Source organism: Micromonospora sp. NPDC005305 (genome assembly GCF_040607315.1).
Lineage (GTDB): Bacteria > Actinomycetota > Actinomycetes > Mycobacteriales > Micromonosporaceae > Micromonospora.
This window is the reverse complement of the sequence record NZ_JBEXGL010000003.1, coordinates 185,303-208,218: the sequence shown is the minus strand read 5'-3', so window position 1 is coordinate 208,218 and position 22,916 is coordinate 185,303. Positions and strand designations below refer to the sequence as shown.

Here is a 22,916-nt window from a genome sequence, read left to right as displayed (position 1 = left end):
GGTCACGGCAGCTCCCAGACGAGGCGCAGCCCCGAGTCGGCACCGGAGTAGTCGTCCTCGACCTCCAGCAGCTCCGCCATCCGGGCCTGCCAGGGCACGTTCGCGGGATGATCCCGCAACTCGTGTCGCATCCGCTGGTAGTCCTCGACCTCGACCAGATGGAACAGGTCGCGCCCGTCCCGCCAGATTCGCCACGAGCGCACCCCGGCCGCGCGTAGCGCGCTGTCCAGCTCGGCGGGGATGACGCGGTGCACGGTGTCGTACTCGCCTTCCTTGCCGGGCTTGAGCCGGGTGTGCAGGGCGATCCGTTGCATGGGGCAGCTCCTTCCCTCAGTCAGGACGATCCGCGGCGGGGCGCGGCCGCAGCCCCTGCATGCCGCCGTCGACGGCGAGGACACTGCCGGTGGTCGACCCGGCGAGGGGGCTCGCGAGGTAGGCGATCGCCGCCGCCACCTCGTTCGCGCTGACCAACCGGCCGAGGGGCTGGCGGGCCTGCAACGCGGCCAGCTCCGCCGTCGGGTCCTCGGCCGCCTCCAGCAGCCGACGCACCCACGGCGTGTCCGCCGTGCCGGGGTTGACGCAGTTGACCCGGATCCCCTCCCGCAGGTGGTCGGCCGCCATCGCCAACGTCAGTGACTGCACGGCCCCCTTGCTGGCGCTGTAGAGCGCCCGGTCCGGCAGCCCGGCGGTCGCCGCGATGGAGCAGGTGTTGACGATCACCGCGTGGGACGACGCGCGCAGGTGCGGCAGTGCGGCGCGGGTCACCCGGACGATCCCGACCACGTTCACGTCGAGCACCCGGTGCCACTCGTCGTCCGGGTTGCTCTCCACCGTGCCGCGGGCTCCGATGCCAGCGTTGTTGACCAGTACGTCGATGCCACCGAGCGCCTGGACGGCGGCGGCCACGGCCTCGCGCACCGAGGGATCGTCGGCGACGTCCGCCGCGAAACCGAGCAGCGGCTCGGGCACTGCGTCGGGGCGCAGATCCAGACAGGCCACGCGGGCGCCACGCTCCGCCAGCAGGGTCGCCGTCGCCAGCCCGATGCCCGACGCCCCGCCGGTCACCAGGGCCCTCAACCCGGCGAACTCGCCTCGTTCACCCGTCACCGTTCCACCTCACCATCGGTCCGGTCGTCCTCGTCGCGGTGCCGCCCGCCGCCGCTCCCACTCACCGTGGGACCGGGCGCGCCCGCGGCGGACCAGGCCGGGCCGTGCGGGAAGACGTACTCGGCCAGCGTCTCGGGCCGCATGGTGGCGCTGAAGCCCGGTGCGGTCGGCGCGTGGTAGCGGCCACGCGAGACCTCCACCGGATCGACGAAATGTTCGTGCAGGTGGTCGACATATTCGATGACCCGGTCCTGCATCGAGCCGGACACGGCGACGAAGTCGAACATCGACAGGTGCTGGACCAACTCGCAGAGGCCCACCCCGCCCGCGTGCGGGCACACGGGCACACGGAACTTCGCCGCCAGCAGCAGGATCGCGAGAACCTCGTTGACCCCGGCGACCCGAGCCGCGTCGATCTGCACGTAGGAGATCGCCTCGAGCTGGAGCAACTGCTTGAAGACGACCCGGTTGGCGATGTGTTCGCCCGTCGCGACCCGGATGGGTGCCACCCCGCGGGCGATCGCGGCGTGCCCGACGACGTCGTCCGGGCTGGTCGGCTCCTCGATCCAGTACGGGTCGAACGGGGCCAGCTCGCGCATCCAGCTGATCGCCTCCGGCACGTCCCAGCGCTGGTTGGCGTCGACCGCGATGCGGACGTCCGGCCCGCAGGTCTGCCGGGCAATGTCCATCCGCCGGATGTCGTCGGCCAGAACCGCGCCGACCTTCAGCTTGATCTGGGTGAAGCCCTCCGCCACCGCTTCTTTGCACAGGCGGCGCAGTTTGTCGTCGTCGTAGCCCAGCCAGCCCGGCGACGTGGTGTAGGCCGGGAACCCCTCGCGCCGCAGCAACTCCTCCCGTTCGGCGCGTCCCGGTTGTGCGGTGCGCAGGATCCGCAGCGCCTCGTCGCGGGTCAGGGCGTCGGTGAGGTAGCGGAAGTCGATCAGCTCGACGAGCTCCTCCGGGCTCAGCCGGCTCAGCAGCTGCCACAGCGGCAGCCCCGCCCGCTTGGCGCGCAGGTCCCACAGGGCGTTGATCACGGCGGAGATCGCCATGTGCATGACGCCCTTCTCCGGGCCGAGCCAGCGCAGCTGCGAGTCGTGGACGAGCTCGCGCCAGAAGCCGCCGAGGTCGGCCAGGACCGCCTCCACCGACCTGCCGAGCAGGTACGGCCGCAGCGAGGCGATCGCGGCCGCCTGCACCTCGTTGCCGCGCCCGATGGTGAACGCGAAGCCGTGCCCCTCGTGCCCGTCCACCTCGTCGGTGCGCACCACCAGGTAGGCGGCCGAGTAGTCGGGGTCGGGGTTCATGGCGTCGGAGCCGTCCAACTCGCGCGAGGTCGGGAAGCGGACGTCGAGGACCTCCAGCTCGGTGAAGTTCATGCCTGCCCCACCTCCTGGCGCTGCCGTCCCAGCCCGTCGATCTCCAGCTCGACGACGTCACCCGCGACCAGGTACGGCTTCGGTTCGGGTTGCCCCAGTGCCACTCCGGCCGGGGTGCCGGTGTTGATCACGTCGCCCGGGTGGAGGACCATGAACTGGCTCAGGTAGCGGATGATCTCCCCCACCGGAAAGACCATGTTGGCGGTGGTGCCGTCCTGCCGCAGGTCACCGTTGACCCACAGCCGCAGCCTCAGGGCCTGTGGGTCGGGCACCTCGTCGGCGGTGACCAGCCAGGGTCCGAGCGGGTTGAAGGTCTCACAGGACTTGCCCTTGTCCCACTGGCCGCCACGTTCGAGTTGGAACTCGCGCTCGGAGACGTCGTGGGCGACGGCGTAGCCGGCGACGCAGTGCATGGCCTCGTCGACGCTGGACAGGTAGCGGGCGGTGCGTCCGATGACGACGGCGAGCTCGACCTCCCAGTCGGTCTTCGTGCTGCCGCGTGGAACGAGAACCGTGTCATCGGGTCCCACCACGGTGTCCGGGGCCTTCAGGAAGACGACCGGCTCGGTCGGGAGCGGGGCACCGGTCTCGGCGGCGTGGTCCCGGTAGTTCAAGCCGATGCATACGATCTTGTTCGGCCGCAGCGGTGGTCCGATGCGCAGTCCTCCGGTGGTGAGCACCGGCAGCGCGGCCGTCGGGACTTCTGTCAGCCGCCGGATGCCGTGGGTGGCGAAGAACGATGCGTCGAGGTCGTCGATCAACCCGCTGAGGTCGCGCAGTCGCCCGGCCTCGTCCAGCAGTGCCGGGCGTTCCTGTCCTGGTGCGCCCACCCTCAAGAGCCTCATGCGTCGCCCCCAGAATTCATGTCGCACATCCAATACGTCAGTTCTCACACAGCTCACGTCAATGCGCCGCGGCGCCCCGGCTATCCCTTGGTGGCGCCTCCGGTCAGGCCTTTGACGAACTGTCGTTGGAGAGCCAGGTAGAAGATCAGCACGGGCAGCGTGGCCAGGAACATCAGCGCGAAGAGGCTGCCGAAATCCGCCTGGTACTGCCCGATCGAGCGGTAGATGCCGGTGGTGATCGTGGTCCCCTGGCTCGGGCCGAGAATGATCAGCGGATTGATGAAGTCGTTCCAGATCCACACGCTGAGGAAGATGACGACGCTCGCGGTCGCGGGGCGCAGCAACGGGAAGACGACCCGCCAGAAGACCTGCATGCGACTCGCACCGTCGATGCGTGCCGCCTCTTCGAGTTCGACCGGTACGGCGCGGATGAAGCCCATGAAGACGAAGATGCCGAACGGTACGTAGTAGCCGACGTTGAACAGCACCAGACCCTGCAGTGTCGCCATCAGGTGGGTGAACCGCAGCACGTCGGTGATCGGTATGAGGATCACCTGCGGCGGGATCATGAGCCCGCACAGCAGGAGCAGGGTCAGTGCCCGCGTCCACCGATTGCGGGTGCGGGCGAGGTAGTGGCCGAGCATCGCGGAGAGCACGATGAGCACCAGCACCGACAGGAGGGTGACGACGATGCTGTTGGTGAGGCTGACCCAGAACAGGCGGTCCGGTCGGGTGAGCACCGCCTCGATGTTGGCCAGTGTGGGCGGCAGCGGAAGCTGGGCGGGTTGCTTGGCGATCAGGTCGCCGTGTTTGAAGACGTTGGCCAGGACGAAGTACAGCGGCACGAAGAAGACCGCGGCGAGCGTGATCGCGACCCCGGGGCGCAGCCACGACGGTTTGCCATGTTTCACAGGTCCACCTCCCGGCGCTGCAGGAACCTCAGCGCGATCGCGGTCACGACCGCGACGATGAGCAACATCAGGATCGCCATGGCGGAGGCGTATCCACCGTGGTTGGCGTCGAAGCCGGTCTGGAGCACGTTGAAGGCGATGGTGGCGGTGGTGCCGGATCCCGGCCCACCGTTGGTGATCACCTTGATGTAGTCGTATGCCTTGAACGCCGAGATCAGCAGGACGACGGTGTTGACGGTCAGGGCGGGCGCCAGCATCGGCCAGGTGACGGCGCGGAACCGGCGGACCGGGCCGGCGCCGTCGATGGCGGCGGCCTCCTGCAGCTCGACGGGCACACCCTGGAGGCCGGCGAGGTAGACCACGACGCAGAAGCCGAGCATCTGCCAGCTGATGATCGACGCCACCGAGTACAGGGCGACGGCCGGATCGGAGAGCCAGCCGGGGGGCTGGTCGACCCCGAGGGCCCTCAGCGCCTCGTTGAGCGGTCCTTCGCTGTCCAGCAGGCGCGACCAGATGACGCTCACGACCACGGAGCTCAGGATGACCGGGGTGAAGAAGACGCTGCGCAGGGCGTTGTAGAGCCACCCGTGCCGGTCGAGCAGCAGCGCGACCGCCAGCCCGAGCACGTTCGGCACGATCACCACGATCACGGTGAGGATGCTCGTCACCCGCAGCGCCGTGAGGAACTGGTCGTCGCGCAGCAACAGCTGGTAGTTGTCCAGTCCCACGTACCTGGTCGGCGGGTTGAACGGGTTGTAGTTGGTCAGGCTGTAGCCGAGGCTGACCAGGATCGGCGCCAGGACGAAGCAGGCGTAGACCAGCACCCCCGGCGCGGCGAACGATGCGAAGTGCCCGAGGGCCGGCCCCAGGGGGCGTCGTCGCCGGGTCCTTGTCGTCTCCTCCGGTGCGGGCCGTGTGGCAGGCCTGGCGACCTGGGCAACCATTGCGCCTACTCCTTCCATTCCTACCGGTCGACCGTCGCCGGCCTCGGTGCGACCGCGGGGGTGTGGAGAGCGAGGGCGCTCTCCACACCCGGTCGTGCGCGTCGCCGGATCAGCCGGCCTTCGACCATTCCGTGTCGAGGAAGGCAGCGGCCTGGGCGGGCGTCCTGCGTCCGGTGATCAGGTCCTGTGCGGCCGCGTCGACCTTGTCGGCCATTCCGGGGAGCAGCCCGTCGTCGGCCGTCTCCCAGCGGAATGCAGGCACGACGGCCTGCTGAGCCTGCGCCTGCTGGTAGAGCTCGTATCCCGCCTTGAACACCGGACCCACGTCGGAGGGCAGTGTGTAGCCCTTGATCGCGGGGAAGAGTCCGTCAGCCTTGACGGACGCGTCGAGCTGCTCCTTGTCGAGCTGGAACGCCAGCGCGAACTTCTTGGCCGCGTCGAGGTTCCTGGCCTTCGCGCTGACGATCATGCCGCCGCCGGTGTAGGCGGGCGCCACGACCCTGCCGTCCTCGGTCGGGAAGTTGAACACGCCGATCTCGAAGCCGGGCTTCTTGGTGTCGGCGTTCGCCGCGAACCAGTTCCCCATCGGATACATCGCGCCCTTGCCGTCCAGGAACGCCTGTTCTGTGGCCGCGTAGTCCCGGGAGACCGCCGACTTGTCGAGGTAGCCGTTGGCGGCCAGGTCGGCGAACTTGCCGAGGGCCTTCTCGAAGTCGGGGTCAGCGAACTTCGCCTGGTTCGCCCGTCGCTTGGTCAGCCAGTCCGGCGTCTTCGCGTACAGGTCCACACTCACGAGACCGGACAGGATCATCGAAGAGGCGAAGCCGTCCTTGCCGCCGCCGATGACGAACGGCGTCATCCCCTTCGCCTTCAGCTTCGCCGACGCGTCGAGCAGCTCGGCCCACGTCTTGGGGGTCGCGGTGACGCCGGCGTCGGCGAACATCTTCTTGTTGTAGTAGACCGGCGGGATGGTCTGGGTGTTGGCCGGCAGCTGGTAGTACTTCCCGTTGATGGGGTTCGCCGTCGGATAGAGGAAGTCCTTCAGCTCGTCCGGCTGCCACGCGTAGAGGTTTCCGGCCTCGGCGAACCCGGCCGGGGAAACCGCGATCATGACGTCCGGGAACTGGCCCGACTGCAGCAGCTGCTTGGCGTACGCCGTCCGACCGTCCGCGGTCGGGGCCACCAGCTTCTTGACGGTGATGTCCGGATTCTTGTCGGTTACCCGCTTGATCGCGGCATCCCAGTACCCGGGGGTGAGGTTCGGCGTCTCGAAGGTCAGGAAGGTGACCTCCTGCTTGCCGTCCACGGTGGACGAGTTTTCACCGACCGTGCAGGCGCTGAGGGCTACGACGGCCGCGAGTGCGGCCGCCACCCGGAATGCTCGGGGCTTGTTCCGCATTGAGCCACCTCTCGTGTGGTCGGACAGTGGTGGGAGTGGCGAAGAGGCAACGCCGGAGCGCAGTACATCCGATCTTTGGGCGGAGTGTCAACGCCCGAACCCGGAAAAGGCGTCATCCTCCCCCGGATCGATCGGATGACTGCCCGGTTCGCGGCATTCCTTGGAATCGAGCGACTTCGCCCGTTTGGGCCAGTGCCGAATGCCGCCTGGGTGACTGACGTACCGAACTTCTTGACCGGGCGGACCCTGCCGCTGCGGTTCCGCTTCCACGTGGCCATGGCCGGCGTGCTGGCCATCGGCGGCAACCTGCCGGCTTCGACCAGCGGGGACCCGCGCTGGTCATCCGATGAATGACGGTCCGGCCGGCAGTGATCGGATGACTCGTCATCGCACCAGCCCAACGCCGGAACAGCCTGGCGACCTCCCCCATCGTTCGGCGTTATCTGCCTGCGGCGATGGTCGTCGCGCCGTGCGGCGGACCAAGCGAGGCCTTGACCATCGCCGATGGCAGTTGCAATCATCGGATGTCTTCATTCGAAACCTCGATGTAACCCCTGACCACACAGACCATCGAGAGGCGATGTCCCCATGAGACTTCGACCGCACGGCGGTACCCGACCACGATCCGAGCGGGCGTGGAGCAGGTGGCGCCTGCTGGGCGCCGCGCTCGTCCTCGTCCTGACCGCGGGGCTCATCGGCGCCCCCGCCGCCCACGCGGAGGTCCAGCATCCGCGACAACAGTGGATGCGTGAATCCACGGCCGGCCTGTTCCTGCACTGGGGAATGTTCACCGCCCCGGCCCACCGCGACTGCGCGGAGTGGGAGGACGACGTCACCGAGGGCGGCTGGACCCCGGACTACTGGGTGGACGAGGCCCGCAAGCTCGGTGCCTCCTACATCGTCCTGGCCACCTTCCACAGCCGGCTCGGCTACGCCCGCCCCTGGCCGTCGAAGATTCCCGGCAGCTGCGCCACCGAGCGCGACATCCTCGGCGAGCTCATCGAGGCCGGCAAGGCCAAGGGGGTCCGGGTCATCCTCTACATGACCGACGACCCCCAGTGGCACAACGAACTCGGCGTCGAGACGCTGGACTCGGCGGCCTACTCGGCGTACAAGGGCCAGCAGGTCGACCTGACCAGCCGCGACGGGTTCGGCATGTTCAGCTACGACCTGTTCTTCGAGGTGATGGAGAAGTACACCGACCTGGGCGGGTTCTGGATCGACAACGACAACGCCTACTGGGAGCGGAACCACCTCTACGAGCAGATCCGGGAGAAGCGCCCGTCCTGGTTGTTGAGCAACAACAACGAGGACACGCCGATCATGGACACGGTCAGCAATGAGCAGAAGACCGGCATGACGCCGGCCTACGACTATCCGCAGGCCGCCTTCACCCCCATGCCACGCCTCACCGAGGCGGACTACAAGCTGCCGACGACCGGCTCCTGGTGGTACGACGGCGGCGACCACGCCGTCGACGTCCGGCTCAGCACCGGTCGCTACATCACCAACGCCGGATCGTCCATGAAGTCGCTCATGGCGGAGACACCGATGGTGAACGGCACGTTCCCCGCACAGCAGGAGTCGTTCAACAACTTCATGGCCGGGTGGGTGCCGCCGATCCGGTCCTCGCTGGTCGGCACCGAGGGCGGTGGCTACCTGTACGGCGGCATGCAGCCCGGCTTCTGGAACGACGGGGCTCACGGTGTCATCACCGTGAAACCCGGTGCGACGACCCAGTACGTGCACGTGCTGACCCGGCCGCGGACGGATCAGGTGCGGTTGCGCGACAACGGCTACCGGGTGACCGGAGTGAATGACCTGAGGACCGGCGAGCGGATGCGGTTCAGCCAGTCCGGCGGGTACCTGACGATCCTCGGCATCGACACCTGGGACACCTACGACACGGTGTTCCAGGTGAGCACGGCTGGCCAGCAGTTCTTCTACCCCCAGTCGATGATCAAGGCGTCCGCGTCCTCCTCCGGCGCGGGCCACCCCGCCGCCGCCCTGGCGGACGGAAGCTTCGAGAACTACTGGGACAGCAACGGGCAGCTGCCGGTCTCGCTGACGCTGGACCTCGGAGACACCCGCAAGGCGAGGTACCTCGCGGTGAACCAGCGGGAGTGGTCGCCGACGTACGCCCGGGAGTCGTTCGGCCGGCCGGAGGACTCGGCGCGGATCAAGGACTACCGCGTCTACGTCAGCAAGGACGGCGTGCGCTGGGGGCAGCCGGTGCGCAGCGGCGCGATGCCCAGCGCCCGTGGAGTCCAGTTCGTCGACATCGGCGACCAACGCGCCCGATTCATCAAGCTGGAGGTCCTGAACACCTGGGGCGGCCCGCAGGCGCCGACGTTCTACCGCCAGCTGCGGATCGACGAGGTCAAGGTGGCCTACGACTATCCTGCGGCGGCGGGCACCCAACTGCCGCTGGAGGCGGAGTCGCGGAGCAACGCGCTCGACGGCAAGGCGAAGCCGGCGAAGTGCGTCGCCTGCTCCGGGTCGCACCAGGTCGTCGGGCTCGGAGGCGGCGCCCGCAACTCGGTCACCTACCGGGGCGTCACCGCAACGGAGGCGGGTACCTACCGGCTGCAGGTCGACCACACCGCCGGCGGCGCCGACGCCTCGCTCACGGTGAGCGTCAACGGCGCGACCGGCGTGGACGTGCCGGTCGTCGCGGACAACCCGGAGGTGCCCGTCGCCTCGGCGGTCGCCGTGCCGCTGCGGGCCGGCGCCAACACCATCACCGTGTTCAGTTCGACTGCCCGGGGCCCGGGAATCGACCGGATCTCCGTCGGACCCCTGCCACCGGCGTCTTCCGTGCCGCGGACCACGATGACCGTGGAGCCCGCCGGTGTGCAGTGGGTCGGCCCGGGGCAGCAGTCGGTCACCGTCACGGCGCGGCTGCGGCTCGACGTCGACGACGCACTCGACCAGGTCAGCATGGCCCCGGTGGTTCCCGCCGGCTGGTCGGTCACCGGCGGCGCCGCGACGTCGAGGGAGATGCGCCTCGGACAGGTTCTGGAGGGCAGCTGGACCGTCACGTCGCCGGCCGGCCAGGACGTCAGCTCGGCGAAGATCCCGGTCGTGGCGTCGTTCAAGACGCTCGGCAGGCCGAACCAGGTCAGCCGCGACCTGCGGGTGCAACTGCGCCCGGCGGACCGGGTGTTCATGCGCGAGGCGGAGGACTCGGGCAACCAGCTCGGCAGTTCCGGCATCACGAGCTGCTCACCCTGCTCCGGCGGACAGAAGGTGCGCAACATCGGCGGCAGCTCGGACGCCTACGTGCTGTTCGAGAACATCACCGTCGACACGGCTCGCCAGTACACCCTGTTCGTCGACTTCACGGTCAACGGTGACCGGTCGTTCTTCGTGACCGTCAACGGCGGTACGCCCGTCGAGGTCAAGGTGAGCGGCGTCGGTAACAACACGCCCTACACGACCTCGGTCCCCGTCACCCTTCAGGCGGGCGCCAACACCATCAAGATTCACAACGACGAGGACTCCGCACCGGACCTCGACCGGCTGTCGCTGGGCTGACCCTCCCCGCGGCACCCACCCCGCCGTCGATGCCCTGCTCCGCCAGGTCGTGCGCGAGCAGGGCATCGACTGAGGCGCTCACCCGCGCCGACCACCGGTCTCCCCACCACATTCGAGGAGGAGTCACCTGTGCAGCACACACCAGATCGGTCGGCGCGGCGGGCTACCGCCGCCCACCCGACCCCCCGGATCGCGGCCCTCGCGGTCGCCCTGATCGCCACGCTGCTCGCCGGAACTCTCACGGCGACACCCGCTCGGGCGGGCACCGCCCGATGGACCGTCGCGGCGGCCTCCGAACCCGGCGCCCCGAGGGCGGAGGTCATTCACGACAAGGCGGCGGGCACCATCTCGTTGGCGGTGTCCCGCGGCGGCCGGACGGTACTGGCGCCCAGCACGTTGGGCATCCGCACCGAGGGCGCCGACCTGACCGGCGGACTGCGGTTCCTCGGCCGCAGCGACCGCACCGACATCGAGCGCTACACGACGACGGTCGGAAAGCAGCTGCGGCGGCTCGCGATCTTCCGGGAGGCGCGGTTCCGGTTCGCCGGCGCGGGTGACGCCCGGGTCGACCTTGTCGTCCGGGCCGCCCGCGACGGGATCGCCTACCGGTACGAACTGCCCGGCGACTACGGGTCGGTGCTCGGCGAGGCGTCCGCGTTCACGGTGCCTCCCGAGAGCACGGCCTGGCTGGCGAACCACCGCCGGGACTACGAGAACCCCTACGTCCAGACCACCGCCGCCGCCGCGGACGACCGGGAGTATCTCGCCCCAGCGCTGTTCGACGTCGACGGCACCTACCTGATGATCGCCGAGTCCAACCTCGACGGACGGTACTCCGGCGGCAGCCTGGTGCACGACGGCACCGGCACGTACCGGGTGAAGCTGTGGGACCAGAACGTCCTGGTCGACGGGCCGCTGGCGACGCCGTGGCGGGTGATGGTCGTCGGCGACCTCGACACGATCGCCACGTCGACGCTCGTCGACGACCTGGCGCCGCCGTCGCGGATCAGCGACACCTCGTGGATCCACCCCGGCCAGGTGCTCTGGACCTGGCTCGCCGGCGGGCGGGCCGCCGGGCAGAGCCTGACCAAGCAGATGGGGTACGTCGACTATGCCGCCCAGCGCGGCTGGCCGTACGTCGCCGTCGACGCCGGCTGGTACTTCGATCCGCAGCAGTGGGACGTCACCGACCCGAACTGGCGCACCACAAGCTGGATGCCGGAACTCGTCCGCTACGCGCGGGAGCGCAACGTCGGCATCGTCGTCTGGATCCACTACCGGGACCTCGACACGGCGCAGGAGCGGTCCGAGTGGCTGCCGACGCTGCATGAATGGGGCGTCAAGGGCGTCAAGATCGACTTCATGGACTCCGAGTCGCAGGAGCGGCTGCGGTGGTACGACGAGATCCTGCCCGCGACAGCCGCGAACCAACTGCTGGTGAACTTCCACGGCTCGAACGTCCCGAAGGGCATTCACCGGGTCTGGCCCCACGTCATGACCATGGAGGGCGTCCACGGCGCCGAGAAGAGCAGCCTCACCACGAGCCACATCACCGCCCTTCCCTTCACCCGTAACGTGGTCGGCTCGATGGACTACACACCCATGGGGTTCCATCGGAACCGGCCGACCTCCGACGCCCACGAGTTGGGGCTGTCGGTCGTCTTCGAGTCCGGCCTGCAGGACCTCGCCGGCACTCCTGAGTCGTACGAGGCGCGGCCGGAGGCGGTGCGCTTCCTCGAACAGGTGCCGACCGTCTGGGACGAGACAAGGCTGCTCGCCGGCCGTCCCGCCGACAGCGCCGTCTTCGCACGCCGCAGCGGAGAGCGCTGGTTCCTGGGCGGGAGTTCGGCCGGCGCCGCCCGGACTCTGGACGTACCGCTGAACCTGCCCGCCGGACGGTGGTTGGTGGAGCTGATCACCGACGGGGAGGGCGGGCTCGTGCGCAGCCAGCGGGTCATGCAGGCCGGTGACACGCTGCCCGTCGACGTGGTCGCCAACGGCGGTTTCGCCGGCCTGGCCTGCCGGTGGCAACCGAAGATCACCACCTGCGACCGACCGTAGCTGTCCGCGTCAGCGTGCGATGCCGGGCCCGCGCGGCCCGGCATCGCACGCGCCTCGTTCGACCGTTCGAGCCAGTCCCTTTTCCGAGGAGGATGCGATGGGCACACCATCACCCGGCAGTCCGCCGTCGCGGCGGAGCACCATCGGCACGGCCGCCGCCGTGGTCGCGGCACTGCTGTTCGCGCCGCTCGCCACCCCGGCCCACGCCGCGGGTCCGGAGACCACGGCCGGGCTCGACCAGGGACCCATCACGGTCGCGAGTTCGTCGCCGCAGCTCACCGACGCCGTCAACTGGGCCATGTCGCGCGCGCGGCAGCACGTGCAGACCGGCAAGCGCGGCCCGGTGAACGGAAACGGCAGCAACCCCGGCACCGGCGAGGCCGACTACATCCCGTCGTACTGGGCCGGCTACGCCCACCGCACCGCCTTCTACTCCCGGGACTTCGTCCACCAGGCCGCGGGCGGCCACCTTCTCGGCCTCGAGGAGGAGAACAAGTCGATGCTCACCGCCTTCGCGGCGAGCGCGAACGAGGCGCGCAAGTGGTATCCGCTCTGGGCTTTGAACTTCGACGGCAGCCCCTACAACGTGGACTACCGCAGCGACACGAACTTCGTGCGCGAGGTGCCCGCGGTCTTCGAACTCCTGCAGGAGGCCGAGGAGCAGTATCGCTGGACCGGCGACGCCGACTACCTCGACGACCCGGTGCTCTGGCGGTACTACACCGAGGCGGTCACCGACTTCGTCGCGCTCCACGACACGCAGCTGCCCAACGGCATCGCCGAGGGCACCGGCCGGGGCATCTTCCAGGGCGCCGCGAGCTACAACGAACGTGGCGACCACGCCGTGATCGAAGCCGGCGACGGGCTCGCCTCCCAGTACCGGGCGTACCTCGCCTACGCGTACCTCGCCCGGGAGAAGGGCGATCTCGGAACGGCGGCGACCTTCGAGCAGAAGGCCGCGGCGCTCAAGCGGCACTTCGAGGACGAATGGGGCGTCGTCCGGGGCAGCTGGGAGTACGTGCGGGGTCGCGGGCCGGCGAACGAGCCGTACGCCGGCTTCGGCCGCGAGAACTCCGTCTTCTACGCGGTCAAGGAGTTCCTCGACGCCAACGACAAGCGCACGTGGGACTTCCTCGGGTACCTCGACCGCATGTACGTCGAGGACCGGCCGCCGAACATCGAGGCGACGACGTACGTGCCCGACGCGATGTTCAACTACGGCTTCGACGAGCAGGCGTGGACCTGGATGAAGGACATCATCGCCAAGCTCCACCTTCCGCACGAGGTGCCCACGCAGGGCACGAACGGCGACTACCCCGAGACGAGCTTCACGCTCGTGTCGCAGACCGTCGAGGGACTCGCCGGGGTCCGGCCCGACGCGCCCGAGCACGCGGTGTCGGTCCGCTCGCACCTGCCCGCGGAGATCGGATGGCTCGACCTCGACCACATCCGGGTGGGCGAGCATGACTTCGGCGTCCGCCACGACGGCACCACGAAGACGGTCGTCAACCACAACGCCGGACCGCAACCGCTCGAGGTCACCGTGCAGTTCCCCGGCGGCTGGCCGAAGCTGAAGGTGGACGGCAAACCCGTGAAGCCCGAGTACGTGCACGTGAACGGCCGCGCGCTCACCCAGGTCACGCTGACGGTTCCCGTCGGCGCGTCGGTCACCGTCACCACGAGCGGTGACGTGAACCCGAACCGGCACGGTGACCTCATCCTCACCCACCCGCAGGACTACGCGCTGCTCTCGCCGGCCGACGGTGCGACGGGCGTGCCCGCCAAGGGTGTGACCTTCGCGTGGGAGCCCGCGGTCAACGCGCGGGAGTACCGTCTGCGGGTCGCTCGCGACGCCGGGATGACCGCCGTCGTCGCCGAGGCCACGGTCACGAAGCCCACCGCCGGGATCGCCTCCCTCGATGCCGGGCGGACCTTCTACTGGGAGGTCACGGCCGTGAACCCGAAGACCGGACAGGAACTCGTGGTCCCCGGCGGGGAGTGGGGGTTCCGCACCATGCCCGCCGCCGTGCCGGAAGCGCCGTCCCCGGTGGCCGCGTACCGCGTCGGTGACGCCGTCGGCGTCACCTGGACGGCGGCCGAGGGCGCGCTGACGTCGACGGTCTACCGCGCCCCGGCCGGGAGCGACGACTTCACGGCCATCGCGACCGGGCAGACCGGCGGTTCCTTCCTGGATCGCGAGGCGGCCGGCGGACCGTACCGGTACCGGGTGACCTCGACGAATGAGATCGGCGAGGGGCCGGGCACCATCGTCGAGGAGCAGGCGGCGCCCGCCGACGGCCCGGCCGAACACCTCAGCGACCGTGACTGGGTCTCGGCGACGGCCGGGTGGCGCTCGGTGCTGAAGGACCGGGCCGTGTCGGGGAACCCGATCCGCCTCGCCGGCACCGAGTACGCCAAGGGCATCGGCACCCATGCGAACTCGGAGGTCGTCTACGACCTCGAACCGACGGACACGAGGTTCGTCGCGATCGTCGGCATCGACGACGTGCAGCGCACGTCGCCCAACGCGTCGGTCGTCTTCCAGGTGCTCGCCGACGGCAAGGTCGTGTACGACAGCGGTCTCATGCGCGCGCAGCCGTACTCGCCACCGCAGCGCGTCGAACTTGACGTCCTCGGTGTCGAGCGGCTCGTGCTGCGGGTCACGGACGCTGGCAACACGAACAACAGCGACCACGCGGACTGGGCCGACGCCAGGGTCCTCCGCCTGCCGGGGAGCTGACGCCCAGCAGAAGCCAGTCGAGCCGGAGCCGCGACGAGCCCGGGCGCCCCGTGATCCGTGGCGCCCGGGCGGTCGGGCCTGGGATCAGGGCACCATCCAGCTCAGGACCGGGGAGCCCTGGAGCGCGACCAGCACGCACATGAACAGCAGCAGCACGAGGCTCCAGCCGAACACCTTCCGGAAGATCTCCCCCTCCCGGCCGGCCATGCCGACGGCGGCGGCGGCGATCGCCAGGTTCTGCGGGCTGATCATCTTGCCGAGCACTCCGCCGGACGAGTTGGCGGCGGCCAGCAGCAGCGGGTCCAGCCCGGCCCGGGCCGCCGTCTGCGCCTGCAGGGCGCCGAACAGCGCGTTGGCGGAGGTGTCCGAGCCGGTCACCGCGACGCCGATCCAGCCGAGGATCGCCGACAGGAACACGAACGCCCCGCCGGCCGCGGCGAGGAACGCGCCGAGGGTGTTGGTCTGGCCGGACTGGTTCATCACGTACGCCAGGGCGAGCACCGCCATCACCGTGAGGATCGCGTAGCGCAGCTCGACGTAGGTGCGGCCGTAGGCGCGCAGCGCGCGGCCCGCCGAGACCCGCAGCACCAGCGCGGTCAGGATGCCGGCGAGGATCATCAGGGTGCCGGCCGCGGGCAGCCAGTTGAAGGTGAACGTCACCGAGGACAGCGGCTTGCCGTTGCCGCCCAGGAGGTCCAGCCCCGGCCAGGGGAACTTCACCGTCCACGGCTCCTCCGCCAGGGCCGTCTTCACCGCGCCGACGTTGGCGACGGAGAAGATCGCGATGATGATCAGGTAGGGCGCGTACGCCCGGGCGACCTCGGCCGGGGTGTCGGCGATCCGCCGACCGCCCGCCGTGGCGGCGCGCACCTGGTCCGTGGGCCGGGGCTCCAGGTCGTCGTCGCCGCGGTGCCGGCCGGCGGGAGCGGTCTCGTCGACGCGCGGATCACCCGGCGGGGTCTCCCCACCGGAACCGCCCAGTCCGGGGGCGGCTGTGCTGGTCGTATCGGAGCGGGCGCCCGCGGCGGTGCGGACCGTGCCGGGGCCGGCCAGCTCCGCGTCGGCTGCCCCGCGGGCGGCCGGCACGGCGGCGGTCTCCGGCTCGCGGCCGAGGTCGGCGGGGGTGACCGGCCGCCAGACGCGGACCAGCAGCACCACGGCGGCGGCCGAGACCAGCGCGGCGACGATGTCGGTCAGCGGCACCGAGATGTAGTTCGCCGCGACGAACTGCGCCAGGCCGAAGCTCACCCCGGCGACCAGCGCGGCCGGCCAGGTCTGGCGGACGCCGCGCCGCCCGTCGACGAGGGCCACCAGCATCAGGGGTACGACCACCGCGAGGATCGGGGTCTGCCGGCCGACCATCGCGCCGAGGGTGTCGACGGTGAGCCGGGGGTCGGGGCTGGCGCCACTGCTGACGCTGGCCAGCGTGACGATCGGGGTGGCGAGCGCGCCGAAGGCCACCGGCGCGGTGTTGGCCAGCAGGGACACCGAGGCGGCGTGGATCGGGCGGAACCCGAGCGCCATCAGCATCACCACGGTGATCGCCACCGGCGTGCCGAACCCCGCGAGCGCCTCCAGCAGCGCACCGAAGCAGAACGCGATGATGATCGCCTGGATACGCATGTCCGGGCTGACCCGTTCGAAGGAGCGGCGCAGCACGTCGAAGTGTCCGCTCTCGACGGTGAGGTTGTAGACCCAGATCGCGTTGATGACGATCCAGAGGATCGGGAAGAAGCCGAAGGCGGCGCCCTCGGTGGCGGAGAGCACGGCCTGCCCGATTGGCATGGCGTAGACGGCGATGGCCACGATCAGGGCGACCACGAGGGAGATCACGCCGGCCAGCCAGGCCCTGACCTTCAGGACGCCGAGCAGGACGAAGAGGGTGAGCAGGGGTAGGACCGCGAAGATGGCCGAGAGCGCGACGGAGTCACCGACGGGATCGGTGACGACGGTGAACTGGTCGAACATGGGTCACCTCGACGCTGTGGGGGGACGGGGGTCAGCGGTGACGGTGGATCTCGCCGTCAGGACGGGGTTCGGTGGTGCACCAGCTCCTCGATCCCTCGTCCGCGGATCGAGGCGTCGAGGACCTGGGCGGTGTGTGCCAGCGCGATGTCGCCGCCGGCGCGGGTCACCGAGGCGGCGACCTGCATGAGGCAGCCGGGGTTGGCGGTGACGAGCAGCCGCGCCCCGGTGGCCAGTACGGTGCGGGCCTTGCGGTCGCCGAGTTCGGCGGCCGGCCCGGGTTGGAGGATGTTCCAGATGCCCGCCGAGCCGCAGCAGATCTCCGGATCGGCGATCTCCCGCAGTTCCAGCGCGGGGATGTCGCGCAGCAGCCGGCGGGGTTGCGCCCGGACGCCCTGGGCGTGGGCCAGGTGGCAGGCGTCGTGGTAGGCGACCGTCACCGGCAGCGGGTGCCGGGTGGCGACCGGGCCGAGCTCGACCAGCACCTCGGAGAGGTCGCGGACCTTGCCGGCGAAGTCGGCGGCGAGCGCCGCGTACCGCGGGTCGTCGCGCAGCAGGTCGCCGTACTCCTTGAGGGTGGAGCCGCAGCCGGCCGCGTTGACCACGAAATAGTCGATGCCGGCGGCGGCGAACGTGTCGACCATCCGGCGGGCGAAGCGGCGCGCTTCCTCCTCCCGTCCGTTGTGCACGCTCAGCGCCCCGCAGCAGCCCTGCCGGTCGGGCAGGATCACCACCTCGCAGCCCTCGGCGGCGAGCACCCGGGCGGTGGCGGCGTTCACCTCGGGAAAGAAGGCGCCCTGCACGCAGCCGGTGAGCATGCCGACCACGGCCCGCCGGGTGCCGACGGCGGCCACCCGTTGCGGCGGGCGGGCGGCCCGGCCCAGCCGGGGGGCCAGCGACTCCACCGCCGCCAGGGTGGGTGCCAGCCGGCGCAGCAGCCCGCTGCGACGGATCAGCCGGGGCAGGCCGGTGGCCTGGTAGGCCCGCAGTGGCCCGCGCAGCAGCCGCAGCCGCCTGCGGTACGGGAAGAGTGCGAAGATCGCCGCCCGCAGCGCCCGGTCCCGAGGACTGCGGCTGTGCCGGCGTTCGACCTGCTGGCGGGTGGCCCCGATGAGCCGGTCGTACTGGACGCCGGAGGGGCAGGCGGTGACGCAGGACATGCAGCCGAGGCAGCGGTCGAAGTGGGTGACCATGGAGTCGGTGAGCGGCTCGCCCTCCAGCCCCTGCTTCATCAGGTAGATCCGTCCGCGCGGCGAGTCCATCTCCTCGCCCCAGAGCACGTAGGTCGGGCAGGTGGGCAGGCAGAAGCCGCAGTGCACGCAGTCGCCGACCATCTCGGCGGACGGCGGGTGGTGCTCGTCGAAGGCGCCGACGCCGGGCGGCTGGGCGGCCGCGCCGAGCACGTCCCGGGGACCGCTGGCCGGTTGGCTCCCGCCGGGTGAGGTGACCGGGGTCGGGCCGGGCTGCTGGGGGATGCTCATCAGATCCCTCCCACGAATCGGCCGGGCGCCAGCCGGGCGTCCGGATCGAAGCGCTGCTTGACCCGGCGCATCAGCTCCAGGCCGGGTACCGGTCCCCACAGGTCGACCCGGTCCCGCACGGGCGCGGGTGCGGTGAGCACCACCGTGTGCCCGCCGACGGCGGCGGTCGTCGCCCGGAGCGCGTCCACCAGGCCGGCGACCCGCTCCGGGTCGGATGCGCCGGGCAGGCCGGCGTAGAGGACACCGACGCCGGCCGAGCCGCGCAGCGACAGCGGCAGGTCGTGCCGGTCGGCCGTCGCGCGGGCGTCGCTCAGCAACCGGGGTACGCCGGAGAGCGCGGCGGTCAGCTTCAGGCCGACGTCCCCGTCCCGCCACGGACAGCGTGCCCAGCCTTCGGGCGGCTGGTCGGCGGCGGTGGCGTCGGCGCCGAGCAGCCGGCGGGCCGCGGCGGCCCGGGCGGTCACCCCGGCCGGGGTGCCCTCCAGCAGCACGGTGACCGTCGCTCGCTCGCCGGCCGGCGCGTCCACCTCCAGCGCGGTGGGTACGAGCTGGGCCGCCCGTACCGTGCCGGCGAGGCGGCCGGCCTCGGCCGGGTCGTCGACGGCGCGGGAGACGTAGGCGACGGTGGCGGGCAGCGGGTGCAGCCGGAACGCGCACTCGGTGATCAGCCCCAGCGTGCCGTACGCGCCGGTGACCAGCTTGCCGAGGTCGTAGCCGGCGACGTTCTTGACCACCTTGCCGCCGGCGTGCGCCACCACCCCGTCCGCGCGCACCAGCGTGACCCCGATGAGCAGGTCGCGGACCGTTCCGTAGAGCATCCGGCGCGGGCCGCTGGTGTTGGTGGCGACGGCGCCGCCGACGGTGCCGCCGGGCAGCGGCGCGTCGAGGGCGAGCTGCTGCCCGGCGCCGGCCAGGGTGGCCGGCAGCTCGTCGAGGCGGGTGCCGGCCCGGACCACGGTGATCAGGTCGCCGGCGGCGTGCTCGACCACTCCGGTCAGGGCGGTGGTGTCGAGGATCAGGTCGAGTCGACGGGGTGGACTCCCCCAGTCCTGCCTGGTGCCGCCGCCGCGGAACGTGACGGCCAGGTCGAGCGCGGCCGCCGCGCGCAGCAGGGAGGCGGCCTGGCCGGTGTCCCGGGGCGCGGCGACGTAGCGGGCCGCCACCCCGGCGACGGTGTCGTGCTCGCCGGCGGCACGGATGACCTCGGCGGCGGCGCGGAGCTGGTCGAGGGTCCGGTCGGCGGGCATCAGAACACCTCCGCCAGGCCGGCCTCCTGCGCCGGGTGGACCCCCTTGCGCCGGCCCGGCACCTCGCCGCAGAGGCGGGGCGTCGGGAAGACCTTGCCGGGGTTGGCCAGCCCGTCCGGGTCGAACGCGCAGCGCAGCAGCTGCATCGTGTCCAGGTCGTCGTCGGTGAACATGCGGGGCATGTACTTCGCCTTGTCCATGCCCACGCCGTGCTCACCGGTGATCGAGCCACCGTGGGTGATGCAGAGGTCGAGGATCGCGCCGGAGACCTCCTCGGCGCGGACGGTCTCGCCGTCGACGGCGGCGTCGAAGAGGACCAGCGGGTGCAGGTTGCCGTCGCCGGCGTGGAAGACGTTCGCCACCCGGATGCCGCGCTCGGCGGAGAGCTCGCCGATGCGGCGCAGCACCTCCGACAGGGCGGTCCGCGGGATCACCCCGTCCTGGACGATGTAGTCCGGGCTGATCCGCCCCACGGCGGCGAACGCGGACTTGCGCCCCTTCCAGAACAGCGCCCGCTCGGCGTCGTCGGCGGCGATCCGGATCTCGAACGCCCGGTTCTCCCGGCACAGGCTCTCCACCTGCGCGAACTGGGCGGCGACCTCCGGTTCCGGCCCGTCCAGCTCGACGATCAGCACCGCCCCGGCACCGGGCGGGTAGCCACAGTGCACCGCCGCCTCGGCCGCCTCGATGGCCAGGGCGTCCATCATCTCCACCGCCGCCGGCACCACCCCGGCCGCGATGATCGCCGAGGTCGCCGCACCGGCCTGGTCGGTCGTCTCGAACGCGGCGAGCAGGGTGCGCACCGACTCCGGCAGCCGGGTCAGCCGGACGGTCACCTCGGTGGCGATGCCGAGGGTGCCCTCGGAGCCGACGAACGCGCCGAGCAGGTCGTAGCCGGGGGCGTCGGGGGCGCGGCCGCCCAGGCGTACCCGGTCGCCGTCGGGGGTGACCAGCTCGACGCCGAGGACGTGGTTGGTGGTGAAGCCGTACTTCAGGCAGTGGGCGCCGCCCGAGTTCTCCGCCACGTTCCCGCCGATGGAGCAGATCTGCTGGCTGGACGGGTCCGGCGCGTAGTAGTAGCCGTACGGGGTGGCGGCCCGGGTGATCGCCAGGTTGATGACGCCGGGCTGCACCACCGCCCGCTCGTCGTCCGGCGCGACTTCCAGGATGTCCCGCATCTGCGAGGCGACCACGAGGACGCCGTCGGCGCGGGGCAGGGCGCCGCCGGAGAGCCCGGTGCCGGAGCCGCGGGCCACGAACGGCGTACCCGCGGCGACGCAGGCCCGCACGACGGCGGCGCACTGTTCCGCGTCCGCCGGGAGCGCCACCAGCGCGGGGATCACCTTGTACTGGGCCAGCCCGTCGCACTCGTAGGTGCGCAGCTGCTGCCGGTCGCTGATCACCCGGTCGGCGCCGATGGCAGCCCGCAGGGCGGCGGCGAGAGCGTCGAGGTCCGTCGTGGTCCTGCTCATGGCCACCTCCACGTCGCGTCGGTCGTCGGTCAGGGCATCCGTTCGTACGCGGGCACGGTCAGGAAGTCGGCGAACTCGTCGGCGACGGCGACCTCCAGGAACAGCGCCCGGGCGTCGGCGTAGTCCCCGGGAGCGCCGGGCAGTTTCCCGATCTCCTCGTCGGCGAGCCGTTCGACCAGCTCCCGGGTGACCCGCTCACCGGTGTCGTCGAGGGTGACGTCGTTGTGCAGCCACTGCCACACCTGGCTGCGGGAGATCTCCGCGGTGGCCGCGTCCTCCATCAGGTGGTAGATGGCCACCGCGCCGGAGCCACGCAGCCAGGCGGCCAGGTACTGCACGCCGACGCTGACCGCGTTGCGCAGCCCGCCCTCGGTGTGCTGCCCCGGGGTGGACCGGACGTCGAGCAGCTCGGCGGCGGTCACCCGGACCTCGTCGCGGGTGCGGTCGAGCTGGTTCGGCCGGTCACCGAGAACCTGGTCGAAGACCTCCCGGCAGATCGGCACCAGGTCGGGGTGGGCGACCCAGGAGCCGTCGAACCCGTCGCCCGCCTCCCGCGTCTTGTCGTCCCGGACCTTCGCCAGCGCCGTCTCGTTGACCTGCCGGTCACGGCGGCTGGGAATGAACGCGGCCATCCCGCCGATGGCGTGCGCCCCCCGCCGGTGGCAGGTCCGCACCAGCAGTTCGGTGTACGCGCGCATGAACGGCACGGTCATGGTCACCGAGTTCCGGTCGGGCAGCAGGAAGTCGTCGCCCCGGGTGCGGAACTTCTTGATCACGCTGAACATGTAGTCCCACCGGCCGGCGTTCAGCCCGGCGGAGTGCTCGCGCAACTCGTAGAGGATCTCGTCCATCTCGAACGCGGCCGGGAACGTCTCGATGAGCACGGTGGCCCGGATGGTGCCGCGCGGGATGCCGAGGCGCTCCTGCGCGAGCAGGAACACGTCGTTCCACAGTCGCGCCTCGAAATGGCTCTCCATCTTGGGCAGGTAGAAGTAGGGTCCGGCGCCGCGGTCGAGCTGCCGGCGGGCGCAGTGGAAGAAGTAGAGGCCGAAGTCGACCAGGCTGCCGGAGGTGCGCTCGCCGTCGACCAGGATGTGCTTCTCGGTGAGGTGCCAGCCGCGCGGCCGGACCACGATGGTGGCCAGCTCACCGTCGTGCAGGGCGTACTGCTTGCCGTCCGGCGAGGTGAAGTCGAGCTTACGGTCGATCGCGTCACGCAGGTTGAGCTGGCCTGCGATGACGTTCTCCCAGAGCGGGGTGTTGGCGTCCTCGTGGTCGGCCAGCCACACCTTCGCCCCGGAGTTGAGCGCGTTGATGGTCATCTTGGCGTCCGTCGGGCCGGTGATCTCCACCCGGCGGTCGACCAGGCCCGGCGCGGGTTCGGCGACCCGCCAGTCGGACTCGCGGATCTCCCGGGTCTCGGGGAGGAAGTCGAACAGCGCGCCTCCGGCGAGCTCGGCCTCGCGCCGCTTGCGCCGGTCGAGCAGTTCGCGACGGCGGGCGTCGAAGGCGCGGTGCAGGTCGGCGAGGAAGCTCAACGCCTCGGGGGTGAGGATGTCGCCGTACCGGGGGTGCATCGGCCCGGTGACCTCGACGCCGGCAGGGTTGGCCATCGACTCGCTCCTCACCGTGACATCTGTCGCGATCTATCCGGTGGTGCTCCAGCCGACTGTAGTTCTCGCTGGTCATGGCCGCGAGCTGAGCGACGGCACAGTGGCCGGGAACGGTCGATCCACTGCGGCGAGCGGTGCCTGACCTGCGGCGAACGGTCGGGCCGGCGGCCACCGCGAGCCACCCTCTCGAGGCGCTCGCCGGGTCTGCGAAGCTG

General features: G+C 70.9%; 16 protein-coding genes. 4 read left to right on the top strand and 12 right to left on the bottom strand.

All coding sequences use genetic code 11. The features are described from left to right. Nucleotides 1-2 precede the first annotated feature (2 nt). From ABZS80_RS06950 to ABZS80_RS06920, 7 genes are all read right to left on the bottom strand, one after another. Complete coding sequence (locus tag ABZS80_RS06950; RefSeq protein WP_355054847.1) at nt 3-314, bottom strand: L-rhamnose mutarotase; 312 nt, start codon at nt 312-314, stop codon at nt 3-5. 16 nt (nt 315-330) lie between these two features. Then, nucleotides 331-1,107 carry an SDR family oxidoreductase gene (locus ABZS80_RS06945; RefSeq protein WP_355054846.1) on the bottom strand — a complete coding sequence of 259 codons (777 nt, stop codon included), beginning with the start codon at nt 1,105-1,107 and terminating at the stop codon, nt 331-333. After that, nucleotides 1,104-2,486 (bottom strand): L-fuconate dehydratase, encoded by a 1,383-nt coding sequence (locus tag ABZS80_RS06940; RefSeq protein WP_355054845.1) that lies wholly within the window; start codon nt 2,484-2,486, stop codon nt 1,104-1,106. The genes ABZS80_RS06945 and ABZS80_RS06940 overlap by 4 nt, the downstream gene beginning before the upstream one ends. Continuing rightward, nucleotides 2,483-3,331, bottom strand: coding sequence for a fumarylacetoacetate hydrolase family protein (locus ABZS80_RS06935; RefSeq protein WP_355054844.1), 849 nt, complete (start codon nt 3,329-3,331; stop codon nt 2,483-2,485). The genes ABZS80_RS06940 and ABZS80_RS06935 overlap by 4 nt, the downstream gene beginning before the upstream one ends. 80 nt (nt 3,332-3,411) lie before the next feature. Further along, nucleotides 3,412-4,242 (bottom strand): carbohydrate ABC transporter permease, encoded by an 831-nt coding sequence (locus ABZS80_RS06930; protein ID WP_355054843.1) that lies wholly within the window; start codon nt 4,240-4,242, stop codon nt 3,412-3,414. After that, on the bottom strand, nt 4,239-5,186 hold the full coding sequence (locus tag ABZS80_RS06925) for a sugar ABC transporter permease (RefSeq protein ID WP_355054842.1): 948 nt from the start codon (nt 5,184-5,186) through the stop codon (nt 4,239-4,241). The genes ABZS80_RS06930 and ABZS80_RS06925 overlap by 4 nt, the downstream gene beginning before the upstream one ends. A 109-nt stretch (nt 5,187-5,295) precedes the next feature. After that, on the bottom strand, nt 5,296-6,585 hold the full coding sequence (locus ABZS80_RS06920; RefSeq protein WP_355054841.1) for an extracellular solute-binding protein: 1,290 nt from the start codon (nt 6,583-6,585) through the stop codon (nt 5,296-5,298). A gap of 210 nt (nt 6,586-6,795) precedes the next feature. On the opposite strand from ABZS80_RS06920, the gene ABZS80_RS06915 reads away from it, so the two are divergent. The 4 genes from ABZS80_RS06915 to ABZS80_RS06900 all read left to right on the top strand — a co-directional run bounded on the left by ABZS80_RS06915 (nt 6,796) and on the right by ABZS80_RS06900 (nt 14,923). Continuing rightward, entirely contained in the window at nt 6,796-6,939 is a 144-nt protein-coding gene (locus tag ABZS80_RS06915; RefSeq protein ID WP_355054840.1) for a hypothetical protein, read from the top strand. Nucleotides 6,940-7,173: 234 nt separating this feature from the next. Next, nucleotides 7,174-10,122 (top strand): alpha-L-fucosidase, encoded by a 2,949-nt coding sequence (locus ABZS80_RS06910; RefSeq protein ID WP_355054839.1) that lies wholly within the window; start codon nt 7,174-7,176, stop codon nt 10,120-10,122. A 129-nt stretch (nt 10,123-10,251) separates the two neighbouring features. Continuing rightward, the gene (locus ABZS80_RS06905) at nt 10,252-12,183 is read left to right on the top strand and encodes a glycoside hydrolase family 97 catalytic domain-containing protein (protein WP_355054838.1); all 1,932 of its coding nucleotides are present in this window, start codon (nt 10,252-10,254) and stop codon (nt 12,181-12,183) included. Between the two features lie 97 nt (nt 12,184-12,280). Further along, on the top strand, nt 12,281-14,923 hold the full coding sequence (locus ABZS80_RS06900; protein ID WP_355054837.1) for an NPCBM/NEW2 domain-containing protein: 2,643 nt from the start codon (nt 12,281-12,283) through the stop codon (nt 14,921-14,923). An 84-nt stretch (nt 14,924-15,007) separates the two neighbouring features. Here the strand turns inward: ABZS80_RS06900 and ABZS80_RS06895 are convergent, their stop codons facing one another. The 5 genes from ABZS80_RS06895 to aceB are packed head-to-tail and all read right to left on the bottom strand — an operon-like array spanning nt 15,008 to nt 22,701. Further along, nucleotides 15,008-16,891, bottom strand: coding sequence for an L-lactate permease (locus ABZS80_RS06895; RefSeq protein ID WP_355054836.1), 1,884 nt, complete (start codon nt 16,889-16,891; stop codon nt 15,008-15,010). A 56-nt stretch (nt 16,892-16,947) separates the two neighbouring features. Next, on the bottom strand, nt 16,948-18,369 hold the full coding sequence (locus ABZS80_RS06890) for a heterodisulfide reductase-related iron-sulfur binding cluster (protein ID WP_355054835.1): 1,422 nt from the start codon (nt 18,367-18,369) through the stop codon (nt 16,948-16,950). Further along, nucleotides 18,369-19,616, bottom strand: coding sequence for an FAD-binding oxidoreductase (locus ABZS80_RS06885; RefSeq protein WP_355054834.1), 1,248 nt, complete (start codon nt 19,614-19,616; stop codon nt 18,369-18,371). Before ABZS80_RS06885 ends, ABZS80_RS06890 begins: the two co-directional genes overlap by 1 nt. Beyond that, on the bottom strand, nt 19,616-21,088 hold the full coding sequence (locus ABZS80_RS06880; protein WP_355054833.1) for an FAD-linked oxidase C-terminal domain-containing protein: 1,473 nt from the start codon (nt 21,086-21,088) through the stop codon (nt 19,616-19,618). The genes ABZS80_RS06885 and ABZS80_RS06880 overlap by 1 nt, the downstream gene beginning before the upstream one ends. A 29-nt stretch (nt 21,089-21,117) precedes the next feature. After that, on the bottom strand, nt 21,118-22,701 hold the full coding sequence (aceB, locus tag ABZS80_RS06875; protein ID WP_355054832.1) for a malate synthase A: 1,584 nt from the start codon (nt 22,699-22,701) through the stop codon (nt 21,118-21,120). Nucleotides 22,702-22,916 lie beyond the last annotated feature (215 nt).